The sequence below is a fragment of the Trueperaceae bacterium genome (assembly GCA_023954415.1).
Classification (GTDB): Bacteria; Deinococcota; Deinococci; order Deinococcales; family Trueperaceae; genus JAAYYF01.
Map to the genome: position 1 here is coordinate 155,723 of JAMLIB010000003.1, position 22,766 is coordinate 178,488.

The window sequence follows — 22,766 nt, forward strand, 5'->3', positions numbered from 1 at the left end:
CGTTTGCGTGAGCGCATACTCGTTTCCTTTCTTGAGAGTCCCGGGGCCTCGGGCTTGCGCCGACGAGGCCCCGGTTGGTGCCCGGCCGATCTGCCCAGGATGGCGGCCGGACGGTTCGAGAGACGGCCCGCGCGAAAGAGAGGCGCGCGGGCCGTGAGGAAGGGTCTAGAGGCCTACGCTCCAGCTGAGCGGGATGTCGGCGTCGGCCGGCGAGACGCGCACGTAGCCCTGCATCTCCTGGTGGAGGGCCGAGCAGAAGTCCGTGCAGTAGAAGGGGTAGACGCCAGGCTTGGTCGGCTTCCAGGTGACGGTCAGGGTCTGGCCGGGCTTGATGAGGATGTTGGCGTCCTGCATGCCCTGCACCGCGAAGCCGTGCGGGACGTCCCAGTCCTGCTCGAGGTTGGTGACGTGCCAGTAGACGGTGTCGCCGACCTTGACGCCCTCGATGTTGTCAGGGGCGAAGTGCGAGCGGATGGAGCTCATGTACACGTGGACGTCGGTGCCGTCGCGCACGACCTTGGTCTCGCCCTCGTTCTTGACGACGTACGGGTGCTCGTTGGCCGCCAGGTCGTAGATCAGCTTGCTGTTGGGCGCGACGAGGTTGGCGGGGATGGCCTGGGCGTAGTGCGGCTCACCGAGGGTCGGGAAGTCGAGCAGCATCTGCATGGTGTTGCCGCTGATGTCGATGAGCTGAGCGGACTGGGTGAGCTCAGGGCCGGTGGGCAGGTAGCGGTCCTTCGTGATCTTGTTGAGCGCGACGACGTACTTGTCCCAGGGCTGCATGCTGTCGCCGCCAGGGATCATCAAGTGGCCGATGGAGTAGTAGACGGGGATGCGGTCGCTGACCTCGAACTTCTTCGTGTCCCACTTGATGATCTCGGAGGTGATGAAGCAGCTCGTGTAGACGTTGCCCTTGCTGTCGAACTCGTTGTGCAGCGGCCCGAGGCAGGCGCGCTCGACCTGGCCAGCGACGGTAGCGTCGAAGTCGAGGACGGGCACGCCGTAGGAGTAGCCCTCGATCTTCTGGTCGGCGATGGCCTGCAGCATGTTGCTGAAGCCGTGGACGGCGATGGTGGCGGAGAGCTTGCCGCCCGTCACGATGAACTGACCGGTCGGGTCGACGTCGACGCCGTGCGGCGACTTCGGCGTCGGGAGGAAATAGACGAGGCCTTCGCACTCTTCCGGCTGGAGGACGGTGACGGACTCGTGCCACGTCGTCTCGGCCGTGTGGGTGGCCTCGTTGACGACGTTGTGGGCGTAGTAGGAGGGGAGCTGGCTGGTCTTGCCCTCTGCGACGCACTGCTCGGCGCGGCGCCAGTTCACGGCCGCGACGAAGTCCTTGTCGTTCTGCGAGGCGTTGACCTCGAGCAGGGTGTGCGCCTGCTCGCTGTTGTAGGAGGTGAAGAAGCACCAGTCGGCCGACGGGCCCTTGCCGCAGTGCGCGAGGTCGTAGTCGAAGCCGGGCATCATGACCTGGAAGGCCACGGCCATCTCGCCGCTCGCCTTGTCGACCGACACGAACGTGAGCATGCCCTTGAAGTTGTCCTTGTACTCGGAGATGGGCATGTCGCGCTGCGGAACGGGGACGCTAAAGCGCGTGCCGGCGACGACGTACTCGCTGTTCATGGTCGTGAAGGGCGAGGGGTGGTTGCCCGCGACGTTGGGGATCTCGATGATCTCGACGGTCTCGAAGGTCGAGAGGTCGATGCGCGCGATCCTCGGCGTGTTGTTGCCGTTGATGAAGATCCAGCGACCGTCGGGCACGCCGTTCGTCATGGAGAGCTCGGGGTGGTGGGAGTCGTCCCAGTAGACGGGCCCGTGCGAGGTGTTGAAGAGGGCCTTCGTCTCCTCGGAGTACCCGTAGCCGTTCTCGCCGTACTGCGAGAAGACGGGGATGTTCTTGATGGTGCGGCCGGACGGCAGGCCCACGACGCTGAGCTGCCCGTTGAAGCCGCCCGAGAAGAAGCCGTAGAACTCGTCGTGCTCGCCGGGCGGCACGAACGTGCGGTTGGCGGCGTCGTTGGCCATGCGGGCCTGGTTCCGCGCGCCTTGGGCGAGTACCAGGCCGGCGGCCAGCACCGCGAAGCCCAGCAAGACTAGGACCAGCTTCCGTTGCTTCATGCTTTCACTCCCTTTTCTACTTGCTTGCGCCGGTCGCCAACCCCCGAGCTCACGACCCCAAGCCGGCGTCGACCTGGCGGAAGTACTCGAGGATCCCGCGTACCTGCTCTTCGGTGAGGGGCAGCTGTGCCATCGGCGTCATGTACTCGGCCAGGAGCTCGTACGCCGTGTCGTCGTTGAAGATCATCTCGTTGGTGTTGAGGACCATGTTCATGATCCACTCGGGCGCGCGCCGCTGCGTGACCCCGGCGAGGTCGGGGCCGACGTAGCGCTCGCCGAACTTGTGGCAGGCGGAGCAGAAGGCCGTGAAGGTCGCCTGCCCCTCCGCGGCCAGCGCGTCGTCGACGGTCTCCGGCAGCGCCAGCTCTTGGATGGGGCCGATCCCCTTGGGCAGCTCGCCGCCCTGTTGCGCGAACGCCGCGGCGGCCAGTAACGCGAGACCCGCCGCCAGCACGATCAACGACCTTGAGCCGGCGACGCGAGGCTTATCTCCGAGCATCCGGGTACCTCCATGTGGGCAATCTGATAGACGATCCATCCTGGACATCTGCGTCCAGATTAGAGAGCGGTGAGGTGGAGGACCTAGGGACTTTAGACCCCGTCCAGGTTCGGCGTCGGCGTCGCCCCCAAGGTGCGTTCGCCTGACCTGGCCGTGTAATCTCGAAAGACCAGCGCCTGCATGCACTCGCGGCACGGCGCTAGAAGAAGGAGATTACTGGCATGTGGCTGATCTTCATCGCGACGCTCGGCGCCTCGATCCTGGTTCAGTTGTACTTGCGCAACACGTACGGCCGCTGGCAGGGGGTCCAGGCGGCCTCAGGCCTGACCGGAGCGCAGACCGCCCGCGTCATCCTCGACTCCAACGGCTTGTCTGACGTACGCATCGAGGAAGTCCCCGGTCAACTGACCGACCATTACGACCCCGCCCAGAAGGTCGTGCGCCTCTCGGCCGTCAACTACCGCGGGGCCAGCGTGGCCTCGCACGCCGTGTCGGCGCACGAGGTCGGGCACGCCATCCAGCACGCCATGGCGTACGCGCCCCTCCGGGTGCGCACGGCCCTCGTCCCTGCCGCCAACATCGGCGCGCGCTTCGCGCCCTGGGTCATCATCCTCGGCGCCATGCTGGGCGCCTTCGGGCTGATCCAGCTCGGCATCGTCCTGTTCGGCCTGGCCGTCCTGTTCCAGCTCGTCACCCTGCCCGTCGAGTACGACGCGAGCCGCCGCGCCGGCCAGCAGCTCGAGCGCCTCGGCATCGCCACCAGCGGCGAGGTCGCGGGCACGAAGCAGGTCCTCAACGCCGCCGCGCTCACCTACGTCGCCGCGGCCGCCGGGTCCGTCATGTACTTGCTGTACTACATCTCCATGTTCATGGGGAACAGGGATTGAGCGGGCGGTAGCGGCCTGGTCGGAGCCCGCCCGCCGTCATGGGCTCCGTGCCCAGCCCCACACCCACGGCGTACCAGAAGTTGTATCCTTCCCCTCACGTCCTACCGAGCGTAGTACGTGACCGCGTACCCTCTCGCCCCGAGAGGGCGCCCCGGACGGGGCGGCGGGGGAAGCTGGTGAAAGTCCAGCGCTGTCCCGCAACGGTAACGCGCTTCCCGCCCTGATCGTGGGTGGCGCGGAGCCCGGATACCCGCTGCACGGTCCATTCCCCTGGCCCTCGATGGAAGGGCGGAGAGCGGTGCAGCGTGTTCCAGCCGACCGATAAGGTCCACGACATCTCGATCACGGCAGCGTTGCCGCCACGCACCGTGCGCGGCGGGCGCGAGGGTTCCACGGGTCTCGGTCCCCAGCCGGCACGGTTCGCCGGTGACCCGGCCCGACCGACCCCCGCCCAGGACATCCTGCGGCGCTCACCGCGCCCCGCCCGGCCGCCGCGCGCCCCGTTCGCCTGGCTGAACGACGAGAGCCGCGCTTTCCTCGCCAACGGCTACCTTCTACCGGGCACGACGCCCGAAGCCCGGTTACGCCAGATCGCGGAGCGCGCGGAGCAGTTGCTGCCCGGCATGCACGGCTTCGCCGAGAGGTTCCTCGACTACCTGAGCCGCGGCTGGTACTCCCTCGCCTCGCCCGTGTGGGCCAACTTCGGCCTGAACCGCGGGCTGCCCATCTCCTGCTTCGGGAGCTACGTGCCCGACAGCATGGCGGGCATCCTGAGCGCGGCCGCCGAGGTCGGGATGATGAGCAAGTACGGCGGCGGCACGAGCGCGTACTTCGGTGACCTCCGCGGCCGCGGCAGCCCCATCCGCGACAACGGCCAGTCAGAGGGGGCGGTCAACTTCATGCGCCTCTTCGACACCCTCATCGACGTGACCAAGCAGGGCGCCACGCGCCGCGGCTCCTTCGCCGCCTACCTCCCCATCGAGCACCCGGACGCGCGCGAGTTCCTCGAGATCCGCGGCGACGGCAACCCCATCCAGAACCTCTTCTTCGCCGTGACGGTGAGCGACGAGTGGCTCGAGAGCATGGTCAACGGCGACCGCGACAAGCGCGAGCTGTGGGCGCGCGTGTTGCAGCAGCGCTCCGAGGTCGGGCTGCCGTACGTGCTCTTCACGGGCAACGCCGATCGCGGCGCGGCCGACGTCTACCGCGACCGCGGCCTGCCCATCCGCTCGAGTAACCTTTGCAGCGAGATCAGCCTGCCGGTGAGCGAGGACGAGTCGTTCGTCTGCTGCCTCTCGAGCATGAACCTGCTGCACTTCGACGAATGGACGGGCACGGACGCAGTCGAGACCCTCGTCTACTTCCTAGACGCCGTCATGACCGACTTCATCGAGAAGTCCGAGGGCATCCCGTACCTGGAGAGGGCGCGGCGCTTCGCCACGCGCCACCGGGCGCTCGGCCTCGGCGTGCTCGGCTGGCACAGCTACCTCCAGTCGCGCCTCGTGTCGCTCGGGAGCCTGACTGCCGCCGGCCTGAACAGGCGCGTGTTCAAGACCGTCCGCGAGGCAGCGGACTCAGCCTCGCGGGAGCTGGCGCGCCGCTACGGCGAGCCCGAGCTGCTCGCGGGCTACGGGCGGCGCAACGCCACCCTCATGGCCATCGCCCCGACCACGTCCAGCTCGTTCATCCTCGGGCAGGCGTCGCAGTCGATCGAGCCGCTCAAGTCGAACTACTACGTGCGCGACCTCGCCAAGGCCGTCACGACCTTCCGCAACCCCGCGCTCGCCGAGCTGTTGGCGGAAGTGGACCGTGACACCCCCGAGGTGTGGCGCAGCATCCTCGAGCACGACGGCAGCGTCCAGCACCTCGACTTCCTCTCGAGCGAGGAGAAGAGCGTGTTCGCCACCTTCTCCGAGGTCAGCCAACTCGACCTGATCGTGCAGGCCGGGCAGCGGCAGGAGTTCATCGACCAGGGGCAGTCGCTCAACCTGATGGTGCACCCGGCCACCCCGACCAAGGACCTGAACGCCCTGCACCTCGAGGCGTGGCGGCGCGGCCTCAAGAGCCTGTACTACCAGCACAGCATGAACGCGGCGCAGGAGTTCAACCGCGAGCTCCTGACCTGCTCCGTGTGTGAAGCCTGATGGCCGGCGACTCTGCGCGGATCACAGACTCCGCGCCGATCGCCGACCCCGCGCCGGCCGCCGCCATGCGGCTTGCCCCTTCCGGCGTCTCCGGGGGGGCCACCACGGACCGCCGCCTCACGACGCCGCGCCTCAACCTCCGCCCGGCCGAGTACCCGGAGCTCCTCGCCTACCGCGACGCCATCCGGCACTCGTACTGGCTCCACACGGAGTACAACCTCACCGACGACGTGCACGACTTCCGCGCGCGCGTCAGCGACGCGGAGCGCAGCGCCATCAAGAACGCCATGCTCGCCATCGCGCAGGTCGAGGTCGCCGTCAAGACGTTCTGGGGCGACCTCTACAAGCGCTACCCCAAGCCGGAGGTCGGCGCGGTGGGCTACACGTTCGCGGAGAGCGAGGTGCGCCACCAGGACGCCTACGCCCACCTCCTCGAGGTCCTCGGGCTCAACCAGGAGTTCGAGCGCATCCGCGAGATCCCGGCGATCTACCAGCGGGTGCTGTTCCTGAACGAGCACCTGGGGCCGCGGCCGCCCGACAGGACGGCGACGGACCGCGAGGACGCCCTCACCCTCCTGCTCTTCAGCGCGTTCGTCGAGCACGTCAGCCTCTTCGGGCAGTTCCTGATCATGAAGAGCTTCAACCGCCAGCGGAACCTCTTCAAGGGCATCGCGAACATCGTCGAGGCCACCAGCAAGGAGGAGCAGATCCACGGCCTCTTCGGCTACCAGGTGGTGCGGACGTTGCGCGAGGAGAACCCGGACTGGTTCGACGCCGCCTTCACGGAGCGCGTGCGCGCCGCCTGCCTGGCCGCGCGTGAGGCCGAGCGCGGCATCCTCGACTGGATCTTCGAGGCCGGCGAGCTCGACTTCCTCCCGCGCGCCGTGGTCGACGCCTACGTCGAGCAGCGCTTCGACGATTCCCTCGCCGCCATCGACATGGCACCGTTGTTCGAGCCGGACGCGGCGCTCGTGGCTCAGACGCGCTGGTTCGACGAGGAGGTCGTGGCCGGCAAGCATTACGACTTCTTTCACAAGCGTCCAACGACCTACACGAAGAAGGCCAAGTCGATCACCAGCGACGACCTGTTCTAGGCGTGTCCTGGACCGTGGGGGCGTCGCGGGGTCTGGTGGGTGGGCGTCGGTGGCCGCACTGCATGCCTGCCGAGCACTGCGTGCACGGCAGCACTCCGCGCGACCACCGACGCCCACCCACCTCGACAGTTCTTGGCCGCGTGGTTGCCGCTGGCGACGTTGGAGGGCAAGCGCTTACTGCTGGCCTGGGGTCAGCGAAGTAAACTTGGAAGTGCTCATTGATGGCCGTTGATTTCAGCTCGGAGGAGCGATGCCGCAGGTTCGCCTAACTGGACAGCTGGTTTGCAAGCACGTCGACGAGGTGGCGACCGTGATCGAGTACCTGCCACCCCATGCCTCGCTCACGCGCGCGGAGCCGGGCTGCCTCTGGTTCGAGGTGAAGCAGACTGAGGACCCGTTCATCTGGCAAGTGGAAGAACGGTTCATAGACGCCGCCGCGTTTGCCGTTCATCAAGAACGGGTCGCGGCAAGCGAATGGGGGCGTATGACCTCCAGGATCGAGCGTCGCTATGTGGTTGAGGAGACAGACCGAGCCGAGAGTTGAATCCTTACCAGAGACTCTGCCACTGCGTGTCGAGGTGGGCGGATCGGCGCGGTCCCGCAGTGCTGCCGTCAACGAAGCGCGGAACGTGCTTCGCGTAGGCAGGCACGTAGGGACCGCGCCGATCCGCCCACCAGACCACGGCGACCAAGCCACGGCGTCACCAAGCCATGGCGCCGAACCACGGCCTACAGCCCCAGGTAAGCCCGCCTGATCATGGGATCGCCGCGTAGCTGCGCCGACGGCCCCTCGAGCGCCAGCCGGCCGTTCTCCAACACGTATGCCCGCTCGCTGATCCTAAGGACCTGCGTGACGTTCTGCTCGACGAGCAGGATGGGCATGCCCGTGTCGGCGACGCTGCGGATGACGTGCATGACCTCGCGCACGAGGAGCGGCGCCAGGCCGAGGCTGGGCTCGTCCATGATCAGGACCTTCGGGTGGAGCATCAGGGCGCGGCCGATGGCGACCATCTGCTGCTGGCCGCCGGAGAGCGAGCCGGCGGCGGCGCGGCGCTTGGCCTGCAGGTCGGGGAAGAGCCGGTAGACGCGCTCGAACCCCTCGGCACGCCGCGCGCGGGCGGGCGGGAGGTAGGCGCCAAGCGAGAGGTTCTCCTCGACGGTCATGTCGCCGAAGAGCTGGCGGCCCATCGGGACGTGCGCTAGCCCGCGCAACGCCAGGTCGTGGGGCTTGAGGCCGGTGACGTCCTCGCCGCCAAGGAAGACCTTCCCGCCGCGCGGCTTGATCATGCCGGAGACGGCGCGGAGGATGGTCGACTTCCCGCTGCCGTTGCCGCCGACCAACCCGACGAGCTCGCCGGCGTTCACGTGGAGCGAGACGCCGAAGACGACCTGGAGCTCGCCGTAGCCCAGGTCGGCGTCCACTACGTCGAGCACGCGCCGCTGCCGCGGTTCGGCGGCCGGCGTCTCGAGCCGGCTCGGGGCGCCAGGCTCACTCATCGGAGCCCCCGGCGGCGACTCACTCATCCGCGCCTCCCAGGTACGCCTCGACGACGCGCGGGTCGTTCATGACCTGCTGGGGCGCCCCGTGCGCGATCTTCTCGCCGAACGCGAGCACGATGACCTCCTCGCATAGCTCGGTCACCGCCTGCATGATGTGCTCCACCATGACGATCGCGATGCCGGAGTCCGCGAGCGAGCGCACGAAGCCGATCATCTCCTTGAGGGCCGGCGGGTTGAGGCCGGCCATCAACTCGTCGAGGAACAGGACGCGCGGCTGCACGGCCAACGCCTTGGCGAGCTCCAGGCGGCGGCGCCTGGCCAGGTTGAGGTCGCTCGAGGGTTGGACGGCGCGGTCGCTCAGCCCCACGAGCTCGAGGGCGTGCATGGCGGCCGCCTCGGCCTCCGCGCGGTTGGCGTGGCGGAGGAAGGCGGGGATGAGCACGTTCTCGAGCACGGTGAGGCCCTCGAAGGGGCGCTCGATCTGGAACGTGCGGCCCATGCCGCGGCGCGCCCTCGCGTAGGGCGGCAGGCGCTCGACGTTCGCGCCGAACAGCTTCACCGTCCCGCGTCTGGCCTTGGCGTAGCCCGTCAGGGCGTTGAACAGCGTCGACTTGCCGGCGCCGTTGGGGCCGATGAGGCCGACGATCTGCCCGGCGTCGAGCGCGAGCGACACGTCGTTGACGGCCACGAGGCCGCCGAACTGGACGGTGATGCGCTCAGCCTCCAGCGCTCTTGGCATACCGCCTCCTCACCGCGCGCCTGCGCAGCTCGCCCATGAGGCCGCGCGGCACGAAGAGCACGACGATCACGATGAGCAGCCCGTAGATGAGCAGGTTGGCCTCCGCGAACGCGTTGCGGAACAGCTCGCCTGCCAGTGTGAGCATGGCGGCGCCGATGAGCGGCCCGAAGAGCGTGCCGCGCCCGCCGATGATCGCGACCAACGCGATGCGCACGCTCAAGTGCAGCTCGAACAGCGGCTGCGGCTGCAGCGCCGAGAGGAAGATGCCGTAGATGCAGCCGCCGAGGGCCGTGAGCGCCGCCGACAGCATGAAGGCCAGCGACTTCACCGAGACGGGGTTGATGCCCGCCGCCTGGGCGGACGCCTCGTCCTCGCGCACGGCCCGCATCTGGTAGCCGAGCCTGCCGCGCGTGACGAGCAGCGTCGTCGCGAGCACGAGCACCAGGTAGCCGAGGGCCAACCAGAACTCGGTGCGGCGGCTGAACAGGTCGAGCCCGAACGGCCTGTCGAGGTCGAAGATGAACAGCCCGATGGCGCCGCCGGTCAGCTTGCGCTCGTTGATCGCGACGAGCCTCAGGATCTCCGCGACGGCGATGCTGGAGAGGACGAAGTAGGAGCCGCGCAGGCCGAACGTGATGCGCCCCCAGAGGAGCGCGAGGACGGCGGCGAGCACCATCGCTATGAGCGCGCTCCACCACGGCGCGAGGCCGTACTTCGTGGCGGTGACGCCGACGACGTAGGCGCCGAGGCCGACGAATGCGGCGTGGCCGAGGCTCGTCTGGCCGGTCCAGCCGCCCAGCAGGTCCCAGGCGCTCGCCCAGCCGGCGAGCAGGAGGAGGCCGATGCCCAACGAGAGGGAGCTCGGGAAGACGACGTACCAGGCGGCGCCCGCCGCGGCCACGGCGGCCAGCCCCAGCCACGGCGCCGCGCCGCGCTCGAGCCAGGGCGCCGATGCTCGCGGAGCCGGCCCGGGTGCCGACGGCGGCGAGGCAGGAGGCGGACCCGCGCCGGCGTCCGGCGCCCTGTCGGGCGTGCTCGTCATACGCGCTTCACCGTGCGCCCGAAGAGCCCCTCCGGCCTCAGCAGCAGGATGAGGAGGAAGGCGAAGAGCCCGTAGGCGTCACGGTAGCCGGAGGAGAGGTAGGACGCCCCGAGGAACTCGACGACGCCGAGCAGCAGGCCGCCGCCGATGGCGCCCGGCACGCTGCCGAGGCCGCCGAGCACGGTGACGACGAACGCCTTGAGCGTGTAGCTGGAGCCGACGGTGGGCACGGCGAAGAGGAGCGGCGCGAGGATGACGCCTGCGCACATGGCGAGGGCCATGCCGATCCCGAAGACGAGCGCGTGGATGCGCGGCGTGTCGATCCCGACGAGCTCGGCGCCGAGGCGGTTCTGCGCCGTCGCGCGCACCACCCGCCCGATCTCGGTGCGCGTCAGGATCAGCCAGAGGCCCACGATCACGACGAGGGTTATGGCGCCCGCTATCAGCTGCGCCACCGGCAGCCGCACCCCGCCGAGCGTCACGGTGGCGGTGGCGTACGGCAGGTAGATCGACTTCGGCTCGGCGCCGAAGATCAGGAACAGCACGTTGGAGAGGACGAGGGCCAGGCCGAGCGTGGCCAGGAGCGTGCTGTCTGCCGGCGCGTCGATCAGGCGGTGCAGGACGACGCGCTGCAGCGCGGCCCCGAGGACGAAGCCCAGCGGCGCGGCCACGAGCAGCGCGACGTAGGGGTCCATGCCGAGGCGTTGGAAGAGCACGATGGCCGTGTACATCCCGACGGCCACGAACTCGCCGTGCGCGAAGTTGATGATGCGCATGACCCCGAAGATGAGCGACAACCCTACGCCGATGAGGGCGTAGATGCCGCCGATCAACAGGCCGCCGCTGAGGTTCTGTAGGAACGGAGCCAGCCACTCCATGGTCACTGGCTCCGTCCTGAGGCGAGGTTAGGCAAGCTAGCGCGTCAGCGCGCGTTCCAAGACGGGGTCTCGAGCAGGTCCCCCACGACCTGACCGTTCACGTACACGGTCACGAAGTCGCCGTTCACGACTTGCTCGGCCACGGCGGGCAGCGGGGCCTGGTTCTTGTAGCCCTGGTAGTCCTCGAACCGGATGGGGCCGTAGACCGTGTCAGGCATGTTCGTGGCGAGGAGCGCGGCGCGCACGTCCGCCGGCGCGAAGGAGGCGGCGCGCTTCAACACGTCGACGGCCGTGATGACCGCGGCGTACGCCTGGGCGGCGTGGTACGAGGGCGTGCGGCCCAGGATGGCGCTCAGGCGGGCGTTGAGGTCCTGCGCGCCCGGGTACGGCACGTCCTTCGTCCACATCGTGGCCGTGAACACGTAGTCGGCGGCCGGGCCCGAGCCCTCGATGAAGCCGGGGAGCGCGAAGCCGGCCGCGCCACCCGCGAACACCTTGGCGTCGAGGCCGACTTCCTGCACCTGGCGCATGAGGGCGACGGAGTCCGCCGCGTACGACACCATGAACAAGATGTCCGGGTTCAAGGTCTTGAAGCGGTTGAGGATGGGCCGGAAGTCGGCGCCCGCCTGGTCGTAGTCCTGGCGCTGGAGCACCGTGTAGCCGCGCTCGGCGGCGATCAGGTCGACCGCGTCGGCCACCGCGCTCTCGAACGCGCCGTTGCCGTGCACGGTCACCACGGTCTTGAGGGTCCCGGCGCCGCGCTCGGCGTTGATGGCGTCGAAGACGTCGAACAGCACCTGGGCGTAGGCGTAGGAAGGCTGGTTGATGCGGAATATCCAGTCGGAGCCGGGCCGCGTGATGGCGTCGTCGGAGGACGTGAACACGAGGAACGGCCGCTGCTGGCGCGTGAAGTACTGGGCCAGCGGGTTGGTGATGCCCGAGGAGTACGCGCCCATCACGAGCGGCAGGCCCTGGTCGACGAGCTTCTCACCGGCCGTGAGCGCGGCGTTGACCTCCGAGATGTCGTCCTCGAACACGACCTCGACGGCGGCGCCGTTCACCCCACCGGCGGCGTTGACGTCCTCGAGGGCGGCCTGGATGCCGGCCTTGTGCTGCTCGCCGAACTCCGCGAACCGGCCCGTGAGGCTCGTTATGACGCCTATCTTCACGGTCTCCTGGGCGGTGGCCGCCGCGCTCACCAGCGCCAAGCAGGCTACGAACAGGGCAACGAAGACTCGCTTCATGCTTCCTCCAGTGGTGCTGCAGATTGCTTGTCGCCCCAAGTTAGCAGCCGACGGTGCCGGTAGTGGCGGCGAACGTGACGGATGCCCGTACACACCCGGCGTTGCACGAACCGCGGCGCCGGTGCCGCGGCCCGGCCACGCCACGGGGTGTAGACTGCTCATCCATCTCCAGGACGGGATGTCAGGCCCTTTGAAGCTTCGCCAAGTCACTACCCAAGACCGAGACCGATCCCCGCGCCGGGCAGCCCGCGCCCGGCAGCTGCCCGCGGCGTCAAAGCGGCGGGCCGAGCGCGGCGGGTCGTGCGGCCGCGAGGCGTTGGTGCCCGGCCTCGGCACGGGGCGGCTCGAGCCGGTGAGGTGGTCGGCGTGCTGCTGACCATGCTCGGCGGCCTGGCGCTCCTGCTGACGGGCACGTACCGGATCTCGGCCGCGCTGCAGGAGGCCATCGGCCCGGCGTCGCGCCGCTGGCTGGCGTTGGCGACCAGGTCACCCGTCATGGCGCTGCTGACGGGCACGGCGGTGGCCGCGGCGACGCAGAGCGGCACGTCCATCTCCGTGACCATCCTCGGCCTGCTCGGCAGCGGCTTCGTGGCCGTGCGCGAGGGGATAGTCATGCTCATGGGCGCCAAGCTCGGCGCCACGCTCGCCATGCAGTTGGCGGCTTTCCACCTCTCCGACTACGCCCTGCCCATGATCGGCGTCGGCTACGTCCTCGCGCTGTGGCGCAGGGGCAAGGCCGTCGGCGAGTTCCTGCTCGGCACGGGCTTGCTCTTCTTCGGCCTTGAGCTCACGGTCCAGTCGGTCTCGGGCCTGAGCTCCAGCGAGGTCTTCAACGTCCTCGTCCGGGCGGCCGAGCAGCAGCCCCTCGCCGTCCTCGCCCTCGGCGGCGCGCTCGGCACGATGCTGTCGAGCTCCAACGCCGCCACGGCCGTGGCGCTCGGCCTGCACGTGGCCGGCGCCGTCTCCCTCGAGACGGCCCTCGCCCTCGTGGTCGGCGGCAACGCCGGCGCGGGCGTCCTCCCCCTCATGGTGTCCCGCAGCTTCGACTCGAACGCGCAGCGCGCCGGCCTCATGCAGATGCTGGTCCTCGTGTTCGGCGCCGTGGCCGTCGTCCTCTTCCTCGGACCAGCGACCGACCTGCTCAGGGCCATTGGCGGGGGCGGGGCCCGCGAGGTCGCCAACGCCCACACGCTCTTCAACCTGGCCGTCGCGCTCTTCGGCACCGTGTTCTGCCGCCTGCTCGCCCCCTTGAGTGCCAAGCTCGTCCCCATGACGGACGACGACTCGGCGCCCAAGTACTTGCGGGCCGAGGCCGTCTCCGACCCCCAGCTCGGCCTCGCCCTCGCGAGGCGCGAGACCGTGCGCATCAGCGACCAGGTGGTCGTGATGACCGAGCGGGCCATGGAGTACCTGGCGAGCGGCCGGTGGGACCCGGGCCCCATCGCCGCCAGGGAGCTGAAGGTCGACCGCCTCACGTTCAGGGTCGTCGACTACGTCGCCCGCATCCGCAGGGCGAACGGCGAGGACCCGATCTCGGAACGGCTGCTCCTCACCGCTACGGAGCTCGAGCACATGGGCGACCAGATCAGGCGTCTCGCCAGGCGCGAGGAGAAGCTCAAGAGCGAGGGCGTCGAGTTCAGCAAGGAGGGCCGCTCCGAGCTGGCCGCCACTGGCGAGCGCGTCCTCACGCGCATGCGCAACGCGTTCACGGCCCTGGCGACGGGCGACAAGGGTATGGCGCGGAACGTCATCGCCGGGCGGCACGCCCTCGAGGAGCACATCGCCACCATGCGCGTCGCGCACTTGGCGCGGTTGGAGGCGCAGCTGCCCGAGTCGCGCGCGTCGAGTTCCCACCACCTCGAGGTCCTGACGCTCATGCGCGACCTGGACGCCAGCGTCACCCGCGTCGCCGGCTGGGCGGCGGAGATGGAGGAACATGTCGGACGTTGACGATCCCCGCCCGCCGGCCGCTTCGCAGAGTGCTGCGCGCCCTTCCGAGCACGTTTCGGAAGCCTCTCCGCGGGGTTCGGAAGGAACCATGCGCCCCCCGCACGCCTTCTCGCTCGACCTAGGCGACGGTCTGGCCCTGCGGCTACGCGAGCCGCATCACGCGCCCGAGTACCGGGCCATGTTGGAAGCCAACCGGCCCCATCTCGAGCGGTGGCTGCCCGTCTTCGCCCCGTTGCGGCCCGAGGACGCGGCGAAACTGACGGCCGCCTCCCTCGAGCTGTTCGTAGCGGGCGCGGGTTGGGAAGCCGACCTCTGCGAGCGGGGCGAGCCGGTCGGCGTCATCCGGCTGCACCGCCGCTCGGAGGCCGGGGGCAGCAGCGAGGTCGGCTACTGGATCGCCGCCGCGCACGAGGGACGCGGGCTCGTCACCCGCGCGATGAGCGGCGTGCTGCGCTACCTCTTCGACGGCTTCGAGGTCGGCCACGTCAGCCTCGTCACGGCGACGGACAACGTGCGCTCGCGCCGCGTTGCCGAGCGGCTCGGCTTCGACCTCGAGGCCGTGATGCGGCGCTCGTCCATCTCCGTCACCGGCGAGCCGGTCGACCAGGCGTTCTACGGGCTCGCGAGGGAAGACGGGGGCGATGCGGCGGCGGCGTACGCGCGCTTCACGCTGCCGGTCGACGAGGAACTCGAGCTGGTGGTCCTGGAGCTGCCGGACGCGGCGAGGCTGACGGAGCTGGCCCAGCGCAACGCGCGGGAGCTGCAGCAGTGGATGCCGTGGGCCGCGGACCTCTCCCCGGAGGCGCTGAAGGGGTTCATCACCGGCCGCGTGCTGCCGGCCATCGCGAAGGGCGATGGCTTCGAGGCGGGCGTGCTCGAGCGCGGGCGGCTCGTCGGCATGGTGGGCGTGCACCACGTGGCCACGGACCTGCGGCGCGGCGAGATCGGCTACTGGCTGGACGCGGCGCGGTACGGCAACGGCATCGTCACCAGGAGCGTCAACGCGGTCCTCGCGCGCTGTTTCGAGTCGCCGGCCTGCGGCGGCCGACCGTTCGAGCGCATGGAGATCAGGGCCGACGTCGACAACCTGCGCAGCCGCGCCGTGGCCGAGCGGCTGGGGTTCGCGTTCGAGGGCGTGCTGCGGCGCTTCATCCACAACCGGGACGCCCACCGCGACTGCGCCGTCTACAGCCTGCTGCGAGACGAGTGGGTGGCCAGGCACCCGCCGGAGGCGTAGGCCTAGGCAAGGCGTGGTTCCCGGCGCGGCGGGTAGGCGCGGCGCGAACTCCGGCAGCGCCGAGAAGCTTGAGGCAGGCGCTCAGCCGGCCAGCGCTTGGTGGCGGGTCGTGAGGCGCTCCACCAGGCCACGCTTCAGCGTCACGCCCGTGCCCGGCCCGGTCGGCACGCTCTGCACGCCGTTCTCGGCTTCGAGCGGCTCCTCCACGATGTCCTCGTTCCAGTAGCGGCTGGCGCTCGACGTGTCGCCCGGCAGGGTGAAGCCCTCCAGCGTGCTGATATGCAGGCAGTGCGCCCTGCCGACGCCGCTCTCGAGCATGCCGCCGCACCAGACGGGCGCGCCGAACGCCTTGGCGACGTCGTGCACCATGCGCGCCGCCAGATGGCCGCGCACGCGGCCGGTCTTGACGTTGATGACGCGACCGGCGCCGATGGCGAGGCCCTTGCGCGCGTCGTCCGGCGAGTGGATGCTCTCGTCGAGGCAGATGGCCGTGTCCAGCTGCGCTTGCAGCCCGGCATGGTCGATCAGGTCGTCGAAGGCGAGGGGTTGCTCGATGTACGCCAGGCCGAACTCGTCGAGCTCCCGCAGGCGCGGCGCGTCCGTCAGGCGGTAGGCGCTGTTGGCGTCGACGGTGAGCTCGATGTCGGGCAGCGCGGCCCGCACGGCGGCCACGGGCTCGACGTCCCAGCCGGGTGCGATCTTGAGCTTGATGCGCCGGTAGCCGAGCGCCGCGTTGTGCCGCGCGAGCTCGACCGTCTCCTCGACGCTGTCCTGGATGCCGAGCGAGATGCCGACGGCTATCGGACGGAGGCGCCCGCCGAGGAGCTGCCATAGGGGCACGCCGAGCGCGCGCGCCTGCAGGTCCCAGAAGGCCATCTCGACCGCCGCCACCGCCATGTTGTGGCCGCGGACGTAGCGGAGCTCGTGCAGGAGCTCGGCGGCGGAGTCGTAGTTCTTGCCGAGCAGCAGCGGCGCGACGAAGCTCTCGATCACGTGCCAGGCCGTGTCGACGGTCTCGTACGAGTAGCCGGGGAACTCCCCCGCCGTGCACTCCGACACCCCCTCGAGACCGCCGGAGAACACGGACACGAGCAGGACACGCCTGTCCTGCTCCACTCCGAACGACGTGCGGAAGGGGAACTTGAGGCGCATGGCGACCTCGCGGAGTTCGATGCGGTCGATCCTCATGGGTTAGGCAACCTTCCATACGGGCGGAGACACCCGCCGTGAGTGCTCGGCCGCGGTCGGGCGCGGCCGTCTTCCATGGGCGAATCATGCCACGCGCCTCGCGCACGCCTCGCGCCGTGGTCGCCCGGCGCCGATGATAGGGCCGATGGCCGCTAGGCGGGTCGCGGCGTGAGGCGTCGAGATATCGCGTCCGGCACGGTAACTGCCTACGCCAATGGCCGAGGTGCGATGAGCGTTGACACCTCTCCGGGGACCCCGTATATAGTGCAGCGACGTACAAAGCAACGCGTGATGGCGGCGCATGCCGCGCGATCGGCTAGGCAGCGCGCCTCACGTCCACGGCTCCGGTCGTGAGAGAGGACGTAACCGTATGAGGCGTATAGCCGTAACGCTCGCGCTCGCGCTGGCACTGGGCGGGCTCGCACTGGCCCAGGGAACGATCAAGATCGGGGTGTTCCTCGAACTGTCCGGCCGCATGGCCGTCACGGGTAACGACACGCTCTACGGCGTGCGCGTCGCGAACGAGCAGCAGCCGACCGTCAACGGCGCGACCGTCGAGCTGTCCATCTGCGACAACGCTTCCACGCCGGAAGGCTCGGTGGCGTGCGCCAACCGGTTCGTGGACGAGGGGGTCGTGGCCGTCATCGGGTCGTACTCCTCCAGCCACTCCATCCCGGCGGCCGGCGTGTTGCAGCCTGCCGGTGTCGTCATGGTCTCGACCGGCTCGACCAACCCCGCCACCACGCAGGTCGGCGACTACATCTTCCGCATCCCGTACACCGACCAGTTCCAGGGCGCCGTGGCGGCGCAGTACGCGCGTAACGACGCCGGTGCTGCGAGCGTCGCGATCTTCCGCCAGCAGGACGACGACTACTCCGTCGGTCTCTCCGGCTTCTTCAAGGACGCCTACGAGGCCTTGGGCGGCAGGACCACCGTCCTCGACTACACGGCGAACACGGTCGACTTCTCGGCTCAGATCAACAACCTGCGCTCCTTCAACCCCGACTTCATCTACTACACGGGCTTCTGCGCCGAGGCCGCCTCGCTCGTCCCGCAGCTCCGCCAGCAGGGCTTCACGCAGTCCATCCTCGGCGGCGACGCCTCCGACGACACGCAGTGCCCCGATGGCGGCGGCGCGGCGTTCGACGGCTTCACCTTCACGTCCTTCGGCGAGCCGGAAGTCCTCACTGGGGCCGCCGCCGAGCGCGCGGCCGAGTTCCGCACGGCGTTCGAGAAGAGCTACACGCTCGATCACTTCACGGGCTTCACCCTCTCCGGTGCCGACGCCTACAAGGTGCTCGTCCAGGCCATCACCGACGCCGGCAGCACCGACCGCGCCGCCATCCGCGACGCGCTGGCGAGCCTCAAGGACTTCCCCGGCGTCTCCGGCGACATCACGTACGTCGGCACCGACGGCACGCCGGCCAACCGCGTCATGGGTCTCTACGCCTACCAGTTCTCCGGCGACTCCTGGACCAAGGCCGTCCTGAAGGGCATCTCGCTCGAGTAAGCGCTGCGCTCACGCACGTGGCCGGTTCGGTGGGGGTCGCTTGGTCCCCCACCGGACCGGCCATAAGAGCGGTCTCTTGCGAGGACGGAGAGTAGTTTGGCCGCAAGCGCACTAGTACCCAGACGCCGCCCGTGGGCCCCCTGGCTCGTCGTCCTCGGCGGCCTCGGGCTGATCACGTGGCGCATGCTCTATCTTCATGGGGTCAACGAGGCCTTCAACGCGGCTTTCTTCGCCGGGGCCGTCGTCCGCTCCCTACAGCTCGGTAGCCTCTACGCGCTCATCGCGCTTGGCTACACCATGGTCTACGGCATCATCCGACTGATCAACTTCGCCCACGGCGAGGTCTTCATGGTCGGGGCGTTCGCCGCCTATTTCTTGTTCAGCCGCACACCGTTCTCCTGGCCGGTCGCGCTCCTCGTGGCGGCCGCCATCGCGTTCGGGGTCTTGCAGTTCCTCAACTTCTGGCGCGGCAACACCCGCGATCCCATCGTGCTCGCGGGCGCGCTCGTCGTGTTCGCCGTGGTGGCGTTCGCGTTGGCCTCCACGCAGCTCGGCTGGTTCTGGGCCATGGTCGCCTCCATGTTCGTCACGGGGGTGCTCGGCATGACCATCGACCGCGTGGCGTACCGACCCTTGCGCGGCGCCCCGCGCAACTCCATGCTCATCACGGCCATCGCGGTCTCGTTCTTCCTCCAGAACTTCGGCATCCTGGCGTTCTCCAACCGGCAGACGCCCTTCAGGCCCGCCTCGTTCTTCACCGGCCCGCTGCAGTTCCAGGTGTTCGGCGAGCCCCTCTTCACCTCGTGGATGATCGTGCTCGTCCCGGTCGTGACCGCCGTGCTCGTGGTGGCGCTCACCCTGTTCGTCACGCGCACGCGCCTCGGCAAGGCCATGCGCGCCACCGCGCAGGACGCCGAGACGGCCCGCATGATGGGCGTCAACGTCGATCGCGTGATCGCCACGACCTTCCTCCTCGGCTCCATGCTCGCGGCCGCCGCGGGCGTGCTCTGGGGCATGACGTTCGGGAGCATCAACCAGCCCGCCATCTTCGGCATCCTGCCGGGGATCAAGGCGTTCGCGGCCGCCGTCATCGGCGGCATCGGCAGCCTGCCGGGCGCGGTCGTCGGGGGCGTGCTGCTAGGGTTCCTCGAGAACTTCCTCACTGCGCTCTTCCCGCGCACCGAGTACTTCTCCGGCATCACCGAGTACAAGGACACGTTCGCGTTCCTCGCCATGATCGTCATCCTCCTCGTCCGGCCTAGCGGCATCGTGGGCGAGGACCTGTCGGAGAAGGTATGAGCGCCGGACCCGACCGCGCGGGTGGGAACGGCGCGGGCGCTCGCGCCTACCGGCCCCATTACCTTGCGCACCGGGTGCGCAACTCGCTCCTGACGCTGGCGGGGCTGGCCGTCCTGCTCGTCGTGCTGCTGCTGGTGGACGGCGGCGCCAGCGTGAAGCTCAAACAGGTCTTCGCGCTCTTCGCCATCTGGGGCATCGCCACCGTGAGCCTCAACCTCGTCAACGGCGTCACGGGCATCCTGTCCCTCGGTCACCACGGCTTCATGCTCATCGGCGGTTACGTCACCGGCCTACTCGTCCTTCCGGCCGCCACGCGCGACAACCTGGCTCGCAGCGCACGCAGCGAGCTCTCGGACTTCGCGATGGGCCTGTCGGTCGAGAACTGGTTCCGCGCCCTCGGGCTCGACTCGCTCACCACCCCCGAGACGCTCTGGGCGCGCTTCCTCGTGGCCGTCCTCATCGGCGGCCTCATGGCCGCGCTGTTCGGGGTCGTCGTCGGGTTCCCGTCGCTGCGCCTGCGAGGCGACTACTTGGCCATAGTCACGTTCGCGTTCGGCGAGGCCGTCCGGCTCCTCGCCTCGACGCCCATGATGTCGTCGTTCACGAACGGGGCTCTCGGCTTCGCGGGCGTGCCTTCCGACATCGGCAAGAGCGTCTGGTGGACGTTCGGCTTCCTGGCCATCACCGTCTTCGTCATGGCGCGCCTCAAGTACTCGTCGTACGGGCGCGCGCTCCAGGGCATCAGGGAGGACGAGATCGCGAGCGAGGCGATGGGCGTCAACACCGCTTACCACAAGGTGCTCGCCTTCGCCATCTCGGCGTTCTTCGCCGGCGTGGCGGGCGGCCTCTGGGTCAGTTGGGTCGGCACGGCGCGCCTCGACCTCTTCCTCTTCTTCCTGACCTTCTACTTCCTCGTCGCCATCAGCGTCGGTGGGACGGGCTCCATCACGGGTGTGCTCCTGGGCACGGCGCTCGTCGTGTGGGTGAGGCAGTACGGCGACCCGCTCGAGCAGACGTACCCGCTCTCCACCTGGGCCGTAGCCGCAGGGCTCGTGCTCCTCGCGGTAGCGGCCTTGGCGCTCGTGCTCCGGCGCGTCAGGCGGATCAAGCCGAGCCTCGGACCGGTCGTCTACGTGCCGTCCGCCTTGGGAGCGGCCGCCGTGCTCGTCGGGCTCCTCGGCAAGGGGATGCCCGTCCTGCAGGCGACGTGGCAGGGCTTCGGCATGCGGGCCATAACGCTCGCGCTGCTGCTCATGGCGATCATGATCTTGCGCCCGGTCGGCATCATGGGAAGACGCGAGTTCTCGTGGGCATGGCTGTTCAGGGAGCGGCTGGACGAGCCCACCGAGGAGGAGCGCGCCCAGGACGCCTGGCTGTCCAACCCAGCGCTGAGCGGTCGTGCCGGTGCCGCGCGCGAGGACGACGGGGTGGACGCATGAGTATGCTCGAGCTGGCCGGCGTCAACAAGTCGTTCGGCGGGCTCCAGGCCATAACGGACCTGTCGTTCGAGCTCGCCGAGGGCGAGATCGTCAGCGTCATCGGGCCGAACGGGGCGGGGAAGACGACCGTCTTCAATCTCATCACCGGCGTGTACACGCCGGACTCTGGCGACATCCTCTTCGAGGGCGGCAGCCTGAAGGGCCTGCGCCCGAACGCGATCGTCGACCGCGGCGTGGCGCGGACGTTCCAGAACCTGCGGCTCTTCACCAACCTGACCGTGCTCGAGAACGTGCTCATCCCTCAGCACCACAAGCTGCGCTCGACCTGGGTCTCGTCGGTGCTCAGGACCCCCGGTTACCTCGCACAGGAGCGCCGCATGCACGAGGTGGCGCTGGAGAAGCTCTCCTTCTTCGGCCCGCGCTTGATGGGCTTCCGGCTGCACCAGAGCGTCGAGGTCCTCTCCTACGCCAACCGCCGTCGCACGGAGATGGCGCGCGCGATGGCGACGGGCGCCAAGCTCCTCCTCCTCGACGAGCCGAGCGCAGGCATGAACCCGAAGGAGACGCGCGAGATCACGGAGATCATCCGGCGAATGCGCGACGAGGGCGGTTACACGATCCTCCTGGTGGAGCACAAGATGAACCTCGTCAAGGACATCAGCGACCGCGTGATAGTCCTCGACTACGGCCGCAAGCTGGCGGAAGGAGCCTACGCCGACGTCGTCAACGACCCGGCCGTCATCGAGGCGTACCTCGGCAAGCGCTCCGACAAGACGAGCGCGGTGGCCAGGGCGCGGGCGGCCGACGGGCTCGTCGCCGACGAGCCTGGCTCCGCTTCCGATGGCGAGGCGCGCTCATGACGGACGCCGGTCTCGGAACCGCAGCTTCGGGCGGGCTTGCGCCGAACGCGTCCCATCCGGGCGCCGCCACGGTCGGTGGACGCGAGCCGCTCCTCGAGTTGAAGGGCGTCACGACGCATTACGGGCCCATCAGGGTGCTGCGCGACGTGAACATGGTCATCTACCCGGGCGAGATGGTGTGCCTCCTCGGTGGGAACGCGTCCGGCAAGAGCACGACGCTCAAGACCGTCCTCGGGATCGTCGGCGTCAGCCAGGGCGAGCTCTGGTTCCGTGGCGAGCGGGCCGACGGACTGCCGACCTCGGAGCGCATCGCCCGTGGGATGGCCGTCGTGCCGGAGAACCGGCGCATCTTCCCGAAGATGACCGTGCGCGAGAACCTCGAGATGGGCGCCTACCTACGCAAGTCCGGTGCCGAGTTCGACGAGGACCTCGCCTACGTCCTGGAGCTCTTCCCGCGCCTAGGCGAGCGCCTCGGCCAACTGGGCGGCACCATGTCCGGTGGCGAGCAACAGATGCTGGCCATGGGCCGCGCGCTCATGAGCCGTCCGAAGCTCATCCTCATGGACGAGCCGAGCATGGGCCTCGCGCCGCTCTTCGTCGAGCGGATCTTCGAGATCATCAAGCAGGTCAACTCGCGCGGCATCAGCGTGTTCGTGGTCGAGCAGAACGCCAACGTCGCGCTCGCCATCGCCGACCGCGGCTACGTGCTGCAGACGGGCGAGGTCGTGCTCTCGGGTCCGGCGGACGAGCTGCTCGCCAACGAGGGGATGAAGCGGGCGTACCTCGGCGAGACTTGACGTTCCGCGGCGGTCAGAAGCTTTCCGGGCCTGTAGGCGAGGGGCCTGGTGCCGGGGGCAAGTCCACAAGGGCTGGGCCACCACGAGGACAGGGCCGCCACGAGGGTAGGGCTACCGCAAGGGTAGGGCTACCGTAAGGGCAGGACCACCAAAGGTCCTCACGGACCACATGGGTGCGAACCAAAGTTGAGCGTCAACCTTCGTCTACCGAGGTCGGTAACGAAGTTTAGGCGTTAACTTTCGTTCAGAGCAGAGGGTGCCTGAAGGGGTGTGGGTGTCTCTAGGTGTCTCGGGGTGTCTCTAGAGGAGCGGGGTGCCCCAAACCGGGAAGGCTTCAT

The 22,766-nt window shown here is 69.1% G+C and carries 19 protein-coding genes and 1 riboswitch; of the genes, 11 read left to right on the forward strand and 8 right to left on the reverse strand.

Annotation, left to right across the window (positions count from 1 at the left end; genetic code table 11):
- Positions 1 to 165 precede the first annotated feature (165 nt).
- Positions 166 to 2,121, reverse strand: coding sequence for a Sec-dependent nitrous-oxide reductase (nosZ, locus tag M9914_04845; GenBank protein MCO5173500.1), 1,956 nt, complete (start codon positions 2,119 to 2,121; stop codon positions 166 to 168).
- Between the two features lie 49 nt (positions 2,122 to 2,170).
- Positions 2,171 to 2,620 carry a cytochrome c gene (locus tag M9914_04850; protein ID MCO5173501.1) on the reverse strand — a complete coding sequence of 150 codons (450 nt, stop codon included), beginning with the start codon at positions 2,618 to 2,620 and terminating at the stop codon, positions 2,171 to 2,173.
- 221 nt (positions 2,621 to 2,841) lie between these two features.
- Here M9914_04850 and M9914_04855 point away from each other — a divergent pair, with 221 nt between their 5' ends.
- The 4 genes from M9914_04855 (at position 2,842) to M9914_04870 (ending at position 7,289) form a co-directional block, all read left to right on the forward strand.
- The gene (locus M9914_04855; protein ID MCO5173502.1) at positions 2,842 to 3,507 is read left to right on the forward strand and encodes a zinc metallopeptidase; all 666 of its coding nucleotides are present in this window, start codon (positions 2,842 to 2,844) and stop codon (positions 3,505 to 3,507) included.
- Positions 3,508 to 3,634: 127 nt separating this feature from the next.
- Positions 3,635 to 3,780, forward strand: a riboswitch (cobalamin riboswitch).
- A 32-nt stretch (positions 3,781 to 3,812) separates the two neighbouring features.
- Entirely contained in the window at positions 3,813 to 5,651 is a 1,839-nt protein-coding gene (locus M9914_04860; GenBank protein MCO5173503.1) for a ribonucleoside-diphosphate reductase subunit alpha, read from the forward strand.
- Positions 5,651 to 6,745, forward strand: a complete 1,095-nt coding sequence (locus tag M9914_04865) for a ribonucleotide-diphosphate reductase subunit beta (protein MCO5173504.1) — start codon at positions 5,651 to 5,653, stop codon at positions 6,743 to 6,745. Before M9914_04860 ends, M9914_04865 begins: the two co-directional genes overlap by 1 nt.
- A 310-nt stretch (positions 6,746 to 7,055) precedes the next feature.
- The gene (locus M9914_04870) at positions 7,056 to 7,289 is read left to right on the forward strand and encodes an antibiotic biosynthesis monooxygenase (protein ID MCO5173505.1); all 234 of its coding nucleotides are present in this window, start codon (positions 7,056 to 7,058) and stop codon (positions 7,287 to 7,289) included.
- A 185-nt stretch (positions 7,290 to 7,474) separates the two neighbouring features.
- On the opposite strand, the gene M9914_04875 is transcribed toward M9914_04870, so the two are convergent.
- The 5 genes from M9914_04875 to M9914_04895 are packed head-to-tail and all read right to left on the reverse strand — an operon-like array spanning position 7,475 to position 12,148.
- Positions 7,475 to 8,242, reverse strand: coding sequence for an ABC transporter ATP-binding protein (locus M9914_04875; protein MCO5173506.1), 768 nt, complete (start codon positions 8,240 to 8,242; stop codon positions 7,475 to 7,477).
- A gap of 19 nt (positions 8,243 to 8,261) precedes the next feature.
- Positions 8,262 to 8,984, reverse strand: coding sequence for an ABC transporter ATP-binding protein (locus M9914_04880; GenBank protein ID MCO5173507.1), 723 nt, complete (start codon positions 8,982 to 8,984; stop codon positions 8,262 to 8,264).
- Positions 8,962 to 10,026, reverse strand: coding sequence for a branched-chain amino acid ABC transporter permease (locus M9914_04885; GenBank protein MCO5173508.1), 1,065 nt, complete (start codon positions 10,024 to 10,026; stop codon positions 8,962 to 8,964). The genes M9914_04880 and M9914_04885 overlap by 23 nt, the downstream gene beginning before the upstream one ends.
- The gene (locus M9914_04890) at positions 10,023 to 10,904 is read right to left on the reverse strand and encodes a branched-chain amino acid ABC transporter permease (protein MCO5173509.1); all 882 of its coding nucleotides are present in this window, start codon (positions 10,902 to 10,904) and stop codon (positions 10,023 to 10,025) included. Before M9914_04890 ends, M9914_04885 begins: the two co-directional genes overlap by 4 nt.
- 44 nt (positions 10,905 to 10,948) lie before the next feature.
- On the reverse strand, positions 10,949 to 12,148 hold the full coding sequence (locus M9914_04895) for an ABC transporter substrate-binding protein (protein MCO5173510.1): 1,200 nt from the start codon (positions 12,146 to 12,148) through the stop codon (positions 10,949 to 10,951).
- Positions 12,149 to 12,514: 366 nt separating this feature from the next.
- Between M9914_04895 and M9914_04900 the strand changes: the two genes are divergently transcribed.
- Both M9914_04900 and M9914_04905 read left to right on the forward strand, forming a co-directional pair.
- Positions 12,515 to 14,098, forward strand: coding sequence for a Na/Pi cotransporter family protein (locus M9914_04900; protein MCO5173511.1), 1,584 nt, complete (start codon positions 12,515 to 12,517; stop codon positions 14,096 to 14,098).
- A gap of 88 nt (positions 14,099 to 14,186) precedes the next feature.
- Complete coding sequence (locus M9914_04905; GenBank protein MCO5173512.1) at positions 14,187 to 15,335, forward strand: GNAT family N-acetyltransferase; 1,149 nt, start codon at positions 14,187 to 14,189, stop codon at positions 15,333 to 15,335.
- Between the two features lie 81 nt (positions 15,336 to 15,416).
- Here the strand turns inward: M9914_04905 and menC are convergent, their stop codons facing one another.
- Positions 15,417 to 16,523: an o-succinylbenzoate synthase gene (gene menC, locus M9914_04910; protein MCO5173513.1), complete on the reverse strand. Its 1,107-nt coding sequence runs from the start codon at positions 16,521 to 16,523 to the stop codon at positions 15,417 to 15,419.
- Between the two features lie 370 nt (positions 16,524 to 16,893).
- Between menC and M9914_04915 the strand changes: the two genes are divergently transcribed.
- From M9914_04915 to M9914_04935, 5 genes are all read left to right on the forward strand, one after another.
- Positions 16,894 to 18,033 (forward strand): ABC transporter substrate-binding protein, encoded by a 1,140-nt coding sequence (locus tag M9914_04915; GenBank protein ID MCO5173514.1) that lies wholly within the window; start codon positions 16,894 to 16,896, stop codon positions 18,031 to 18,033.
- 96 nt (positions 18,034 to 18,129) lie between these two features.
- Positions 18,130 to 19,332 carry a branched-chain amino acid ABC transporter permease gene (locus M9914_04920; GenBank protein MCO5173515.1) on the forward strand — a complete coding sequence of 401 codons (1,203 nt, stop codon included), beginning with the start codon at positions 18,130 to 18,132 and terminating at the stop codon, positions 19,330 to 19,332.
- Positions 19,329 to 20,771 carry a branched-chain amino acid ABC transporter permease gene (locus M9914_04925; GenBank protein ID MCO5173516.1) on the forward strand — a complete coding sequence of 481 codons (1,443 nt, stop codon included), beginning with the start codon at positions 19,329 to 19,331 and terminating at the stop codon, positions 20,769 to 20,771. Before M9914_04920 ends, M9914_04925 begins: the two co-directional genes overlap by 4 nt.
- Positions 20,768 to 21,631 carry an ABC transporter ATP-binding protein gene (locus M9914_04930; GenBank protein MCO5173517.1) on the forward strand — a complete coding sequence of 288 codons (864 nt, stop codon included), beginning with the start codon at positions 20,768 to 20,770 and terminating at the stop codon, positions 21,629 to 21,631. The genes M9914_04925 and M9914_04930 overlap by 4 nt, the downstream gene beginning before the upstream one ends.
- Complete coding sequence (locus tag M9914_04935) at positions 21,628 to 22,428, forward strand: ABC transporter ATP-binding protein (GenBank protein MCO5173518.1); 801 nt, start codon at positions 21,628 to 21,630, stop codon at positions 22,426 to 22,428. The genes M9914_04930 and M9914_04935 overlap by 4 nt, the downstream gene beginning before the upstream one ends.
- Positions 22,429 to 22,766: the final 338 nt, after the last annotated feature.